Genomic DNA, 6,427 nt, shown 5'->3' with positions numbered 1-6,427 from the left:
GGGGGGGGGGGCGCGCTATGGCCCCCCCCAACCGTCGCGCCTCGAAACAATCCGCCTGACCAGCCCCGACCCCGACGACCTAACCCTCCGCGCCGCGCGCCTGCTGGGCGAGGCCGACCATATATTCCACCCCGCCGACGTTGCGCCCGCGATCATCGCCCGCGCTCGCGCCGATGCCGTGCGGCATGTCGCGGATGCGACGCCGCAGGAGGCTCCGGCAGGTTTGTCGCTGTGGCTGAAAATGCCGGACGACTGCTAGCGACCGGAAATGGATGTTACTCCTCCCTATAGCGTAGTGGCAGCGCGAAGCGCTGACGGACGGGCTTTGGCGCCTAAGTTTCTGCCCATCCACTCCTCGCTTCGCGAGCGGCCTCCTCCCCTTCGCTCCGCGACAGGGAGGCTCGGCTTCGTCGGCTCACCACCCCCGCACTCTCGCCCCCTAAGGCGCAATCGCCAAACCATCCCCCTGCTTCCCAGCAGCGATCCGGCGCAGCACCGTGCCGCTCGCAACCTCGATCTCCGCGACCTTGTCCACCCCTGTCTCCGCCGCATAGAGCCGCTTCGAATCGGGGCTGAACAGCAAGGTCACCTGCCGCGCCGCGTCGCCCTCCGACACCTGGATCGTCCGCACCGGCGCGCGGGTTTCGGCGTCGAACAGGCTGATCGTTCCCGCACCGATATTGCTCGTCGCGATCAGTCTGCCGTCGGGGCTCGCCAGCACGCGGATCGCGACCGGATCGACCGGCTGCTCGGCCACCCTACCGCCGGTCGCCACATCCCACACCGATACCCGCGCCGCCGCCAGGTCGCCGACCCAAAGCTCGCGGCCGCCCTTCGCTAGCGCCAGCCCTTCGGGCCGCCCGCCGACCGCCAGATCGCGCAGCTTCGTCCCCGCGTTGAGGTCCAGCACGCTCACCGTCCCCGACCCGATATTGGCGACATAGGCGGTGCGGTTGTCGGGTGCGACGACGACCATGTGCGATCCCTGCTGCCCCGTCGCGATCGACGTCACCTTGCCATCGGGGGCGACCACCGCGACCGACTGGCTGCCCTCGGTCGTTGCGATCATCCGCCCGTCGGCCAGCCACAACAGCCCGTGCGGCCGCTGGTTCGGGCTAAGGTCGATCGTCTTGACCTTCGCCCGCGCCGCGACATCAAACACGTCTATCGTCGTCCCGCCATAAGCGACCACAGCCGCCTGCTGGCCGTCGGGCGACACCGCGATCTCGTGCGGCATCTTGCCCGTCGGCAATCGCGCCAACTCCTCGCCCGACGCCAGCGCGACCAAACTCAACGTATCCTCGCCCTTGTTGCCGATCAGCAGCGTTTCGGCGGCGGCGGGCGCGGACAACAGCAGGGCGAGAGCGGTCGCCAGAGCGGTGGTAAGCGTGCGGCGCATAAAAATCTCCCGGTTCGATCCCCGCCATCCTATGCCGCGCCGGCGCCGGGGCAAGCCGCGTTCGACCAGCGACATTACGGTAAGTTAACCGGCACGCCGCGCCCCGCCGCCTAGCCTCGATCCCCGGCGACAGGCCCCGAAAGCCTGTCGGTCAGCCTGAACATCCTGGTCGAGGGCGAGCATCTCCCCTGACGCGACAATATAGTCGTCGCCCTGGGCCGGGAAGCGGGCGAGCGCGCGGGCAAAGCCCCCACCATCGCCCGCCGCCCGGCGCTGACCAGCAGCGAAATGCACCTCCGCCGCGCCGTCCACCTGAGCGCCGAGGCGCACGACATCGCCGACCATGTCGCGCATACGCACGCCGTTCCCAGCGTCCGCGCGGGCGCCATTGCCTCGCTGGCGGGGTGAGGGATGGCGCGGGCCGGGCCGCGGTGCTGGAGCGGGGGATGCGGGATCGCGATGCGCGGGTCCAGGACGATTGCGCGCGGTGGCTGGCAACCTGATCCTCCCTGTCGTCGCGCGACAGGGAGGATTGATCAGCCCGGATGCGCTTCGTCGCCGACCGCCGAGCGGAGCAGGCCGCGAAACACGTCCTGCGCGCTGCGTTTGCCCTGCGTCACGTCGAAGACGTCGCGCGCGATCGGCATGGCGAGATCATAGCGTTCGGCGAGCGCGATGACGGTCGGCGCGCTCTTCACCCCCTCGGCGACCATGTTCATGCCCGCGATGATCTCGTCGATTGGTCGGCCCTTGCCGAGCTCGACCCCGACGTGGCGATTGCGGCTCAAGGGGCTGGTGCAGGTCGCGATCAGGTCGCCCATGCCGGTGAGGCCCGAAAAGGTTTCGGGGCGGCCGCCCATCGCGACGCCGAGCCGGGTGATTTCGGCGAGGCCGCGCGTCATCAGCGCCGAGCGGGTGTTGTCCCCTGCCCCCAGCCCGTCGCCCATGCCGACCGCGATCGCGATGATATTCTTGAGCACCCCGCCGAGCTCGCAGCCGAGCAGGTCGGTGTTGGTGTAGACGCGGAACAGCCCCGAATGGAACACCGGCTGGAGCGCGCGGACGACGATCTCGTCCTCCATCGACAGCACGCTGGCCGCCGCCTGCCCGGTCATGATTTCGCGCGCCAGATTGGGGCCGGTGAGGACGCCGACGGGGTGGCCGGGGAGCACCTCCTCGATCAGTTCGGTCATGCGTTTGCCCGAGGAAAGTTCGAGGCCTTTGGTCAGGCTGATGACGGGTACCCAGGGGCGGAGGTGCTCGCGTGCCTCTTCGAGCACGCTGCGAAAGCTGTGCGAGGGGACGCCCATGATCAGGACGTCGGCACCGGCAACGACTTCGGCCATGTCGCCGGTCGCGCGCAGCGTCGTCGGCAGCTTGATGCCGGGCAGATATTTGCGGTTCTCGTTGTCGCGGTTGATGCCCTCGACCGTCTCGGCATCGCGCGCCCACAGGGTGATCGGCGCATTGCGCGACACCACCGCCGCGACCGTCGTCCCCCAGCTGCCCCCACCGAGCAGGCCGACCTTCAGGCGCATATCTCTCTCCCCTGTTTATAGGGCAGAGTGGCGGGGGAATGGCGGGTTGGCAAGGTGCTCATCCTCCCTGTCGCGCAGCGTTGGGTAGGTGGCTGCGCGACGCGCTGACGGAGTTGTTTTGGCGCGAGGTCGCGGCCCCTCCACCATTTGGTTCCCAAGCGCTCCCCCCATGGCTTCGCCACAGATAGGATTAGTGTTTGGCAATAAAAGCCTTCATCACCGCAGCGGTCGCCTTGGGATCCTCGATCATCGGGACATGGCCGACATGTTCGAAAATATGGCTCTGGCTGCCCGCGATGCCCGCTTCGAGCACTGGCACACAGCTGACGTCAAGCAGGCGGTCGTGGCGTCCCCAGATGATCAGCGTCGGCGCCTTGACCTCGCCCAGCCGGTCGTTGAGCGGATGGTCGCGGCCTTCGTTCGCGATGACCCAGAAAATGCCGTCGAGCTGGTCGCGATATTTGAGCGCGTCGGCGTAGAGCGCGGGTTTGAGGCGCGCCGGGATATAGGGCGGTTTGTGGACGACCATGCCGACCAGCCGGTCGGCGTCCTCCAGCCCCGCAAGGACGAGCGGGTTATAATCCTCGTTCGCCGCCTGTTTCTGCAGATCGCTTTCGTTGGCGCTGTTGACCCCGGCGTTGTTGAGCAGGATCAGGCTGGCGAGCGCGCCCGGATAGTCGATCGCGTAACGCAGTGCGATCCAGCCGCCCATACTGTTGCCACCGACATGCGGGCGGTCGAGACCGAGGGTATCGGCGAATTGCTTGAGCCGCGCGGTCTGCGCGCCAAGGTCATAGGCGAGGTCGGGGTTGCGCTCATTCTCCCCGAAGCCCGGCAGGTCGGGGGCGATGACATGATAGTCGCGCGTCAGGTACGGCGCGATCATCGACCAATTATCCTTGTCGCCGGCAAAGCCATGAACGAGCAGCAGCAAGGGTTTCGCGGGGTCGCCGCCCTCCAGATACGGCCAGTTGCGGCCATCGACGGTGACGCTTTTCTGCACCATCCGCCCGCGCTGGCGCAGCAACGCGCGACCGAGCGCGACGAGGCGGCCAGGGAAGATGAAATACATCAGCGCCAGCGCGATGAGCGGAGCGAAGAGGAGGATGAGGAGGATTTTCATAGTGCGGTCCTTTGGCCCCTCCCCTTCAGGGGCGGGGTTATTCTGCTTTCGACACGTGTGCGTCGAACCAGCCGATCAAATCGTCCAGCACCGCATCGCGTTCCGGCTCGTTGTAAATTTCGTGGAACAGGCCGGGGTAGATTTTGAGCGTCTTGTCGGCTGAGGCGATATGGTCGAACAGATATTGCGAACCCGCCACCGACGCGAGGCGGTCATCCGAACCATGCTGGAACAGGATCGGTAGCGTGATGCGGGGGGCGCCCGCCTGCGCCGCGGCCATGGCGTCCATGAACTCTTTGCCCAGCCGCGCGCCGATCTTGCCGGTGTAAACGAGCGGGTCGGCGAGATAGGCCGCGACCACCGCGGGATCGCGGCTGACGCCATTGGCGTCGAGCGACAGCACGCCGAGGCGCGGGAAGAAGCGCGACAGGAAGCGGCTGATCCAGACGGTGAAGCGCGACGGCGGCGCGGCGGGGACGATCGCGGGGCCGGAGAGCGCGGCGGCGGCGAACGCCTGCTGGCGCTCGACCAGGAACAAAGTCGAAATCAATCCGCCCATGCTGTGGCCGAGGAGCAGGCGCGGGGTGGTGCCATGGTTGACCTCTACCAGAGTCAGCAGTTCGGCCATGCCGTCAGCAAAGGCCGAAAAGCGCGGCACGAACCCGCCCTCGCCGTCTGACAGCCCATGCCCCCAATGGTCGATCGCATAAACCGCGTAACCGGCGTCGATTAGCCGCTTGGCGACATGGCCGTAGCGCCCCGCATGTTCGGCATAGCCGTGCGCGAGCAGCACCACGGCCTTGGGCAGGCCTTCGGGCAGCCAATGGGTGATGTGAAGTCGTGCCCCGGCGCCCGCGGATTCGGCGGGCAACTGGATCGTACCCACCGCCATATTAGCGAACCGCCTTCTTCAGCGCCGCGGTGCTGCGGTGGCCGGGGCCGTCGTCGCCGGCGCGGTCGATCCTGGCCAATATGCCTTCGAGTGCGCGGCTGATCGCGGTCTGGGTGCGGACCATTTCGACCTTGGGCCAGGCGGTGCGCTCGCCGGTATCGATCAGCTCGTCGATATCCTCCTGCCCGAGATCGCTCAGGATCTTTGCGGGCGACCAGAATTTTGGCGGGCGGATGATGTTGATGTCGCCGGTATATTCCTGGTTGATCACCGAGCGCGCCATATTGGCGAGGCTGTTCAAGGGCGGCACCCATTCAAGTGGTTTCTGGAAGATGATCATATTGGCGTTAAGCCACGCCTTGAAGGTCGCCATCGACGCATGCTGGATCGCCTCGATCGGCGCCATCTGCTTGCGCGTGTCGGTCGCGAAGGGCAGCGCGATCGGGTTCGCTTGGCTGACGATGTGGTGGTTGACCCCGTACAGGCGTTCGAGCCGCTTGGTGGGGATGTCGTGCGTCACCGATCCGTCGACCCAGCGCCGATCGGGCTGGTACGGGATGCGGTTGCCCGAATCGTCGCGCGCCATCAGCATCACCGGCGGGAAGACGCCGGGCACCGCGCACGATGCAAGCACGGCTTCGCGGATCAGCACATTCGGCGCGGTGATCGCGTTGAGCAGGCGGCCGTTCTGATGCTTTTCGGCGGGGGCGACCGAAACGTTGAGGTGGCGGCCGCTGATCTCGAACGCTTCCTGAAATGTCAGGTCGGGGATCAGATCGGCGAGGCGGTCGCGCACTTCGTCGGATGCGAGGCGCTTCCGTTTGGGGTCGCGCGCGGGATTGGCGAGGCGCTCGCTTTCGAGCAGCGCGCCGATCTCGCTGTCCTTGCGGGTGCAGACGACCGCGGCGACGATCGATCCGCCGCTGGCGCCCGACATGATCGCGGGCAACACGCCTTCGGACCAGAGCGCCTTGACCACGCCGATGTGGAAGAAGAGGAAGCTGCCCGATCCCGAGAGCAGCAGCGCCGAACGGCCGTAGCAATGCTGGGCGCGGCGGAAGAAGTCGCGTTTTTCTTCGCGGGGAATGCTGCGCGCGGCGGCGATCTTGTCGAGCGAGGCGACAACCTCGGCGACATAATCCTCGATCAACGCCTTCGTGCCGAAGCGCGCCTTTTGATAGAGGCGTTCGTGGCCCATGCCGTCGATATTGCCGTGGATGCCTTCGTTGAGGACGAAGAGCAGCCCCTTGACGTCACCCGCCGCCGACAACTTGCGCAGCCGTTCAAGCCGGGCGCGGATCGCCTTGTAATCGAAATGCTTGCTTTCGTCGGCGTCGCGCCACGTTTGCAGCCCCGATTTCTTGTCATGCTCGCGCGCGGCCTGGGCCCAGGCGATGTAGTCGGGCGCGGTCACGAGATCGCGGTCGGCGCTAAGCGTCGGGGTGAAAAGCATTCAATATTCCTGCGAGACATGG

The 6,427-nt window shown here is 66.7% G+C and carries 5 protein-coding genes and 1 pseudogene; 1 reads left to right on the top strand and 5 read right to left on the bottom strand.

Features of this window, described 5'->3' with window-relative positions; all coding sequences use genetic code 11:
• Positions 1–259 (top strand): annotated as a pseudogene (locus K0M74_RS09395) (siroheme synthase); the annotation flags it as partial.
• Between the two features lie 180 nt (positions 260–439).
• Here K0M74_RS09395 and K0M74_RS09390 read toward each other — a convergent pair.
• The 5 genes from K0M74_RS09390 to K0M74_RS09370 form a co-directional block, all read right to left on the bottom strand.
• Positions 440–1,399, bottom strand: a complete 960-nt coding sequence (locus K0M74_RS09390; RefSeq protein ID WP_293971014.1) for a YncE family protein — start codon at positions 1,397–1,399, stop codon at positions 440–442.
• Between the two features lie 536 nt (positions 1,400–1,935).
• Positions 1,936–2,937 (bottom strand): NAD(P)H-dependent glycerol-3-phosphate dehydrogenase, encoded by a 1,002-nt coding sequence (locus K0M74_RS09385; RefSeq protein ID WP_293971011.1) that lies wholly within the window; start codon positions 2,935–2,937, stop codon positions 1,936–1,938.
• A gap of 190 nt (positions 2,938–3,127) precedes the next feature.
• Complete coding sequence (locus K0M74_RS09380) at positions 3,128–4,060, bottom strand: alpha/beta fold hydrolase (protein WP_293971009.1); 933 nt, start codon at positions 4,058–4,060, stop codon at positions 3,128–3,130.
• A gap of 37 nt (positions 4,061–4,097) precedes the next feature.
• The gene (locus tag K0M74_RS09375; RefSeq protein ID WP_293971006.1) at positions 4,098–4,952 is read right to left on the bottom strand and encodes an alpha/beta hydrolase; all 855 of its coding nucleotides are present in this window, start codon (positions 4,950–4,952) and stop codon (positions 4,098–4,100) included.
• A gap of 1 nt (position 4,953) precedes the next feature.
• Positions 4,954–6,405 carry a DUF3336 domain-containing protein gene (locus K0M74_RS09370; protein WP_293971003.1) on the bottom strand — a complete coding sequence of 484 codons (1,452 nt, stop codon included), beginning with the start codon at positions 6,403–6,405 and terminating at the stop codon, positions 4,954–4,956.
• Positions 6,406–6,427: the final 22 nt, after the last annotated feature.

The sequence above is a fragment of the Sphingopyxis sp. genome (assembly GCF_019459305.1).
GTDB lineage: Bacteria > Pseudomonadota > Alphaproteobacteria > Sphingomonadales > Sphingomonadaceae > Sphingopyxis.
Note: the sequence above shows the minus strand (reverse complement) of the source record. Positions and strands in the feature narration are given on the sequence as shown.

What these genes read in the sequence shown, in the direction of transcription:
- K0M74_RS09390 (WP_293971014.1), bottom strand. Translation starts at nt 1,399, where the DNA reads ATGCGCCGCACGCTTACCACCGCTCTGGCGACCGCTCTCGCCCTGCTG.
- K0M74_RS09385 (WP_293971011.1), bottom strand. Translation starts at nt 2,937, where the DNA reads ATGCGCCTGAAGGTCGGCCTGCTCGGTGGGGGCAGCTGGGGGACGACG.
- K0M74_RS09380 (WP_293971009.1), bottom strand. Translation starts at nt 4,060, where the DNA reads ATGAAAATCCTCCTCATCCTCCTCTTCGCTCCGCTCATCGCGCTGGCG.
- K0M74_RS09375 (WP_293971006.1), bottom strand. Translation starts at nt 4,952, where the DNA reads ATGGCGGTGGGTACGATCCAGTTGCCCGCCGAATCCGCGGGCGCCGGG.
- K0M74_RS09370 (WP_293971003.1), bottom strand. Translation starts at nt 6,405, where the DNA reads ATGCTTTTCACCCCGACGCTTAGCGCCGACCGCGATCTCGTGACCGCG.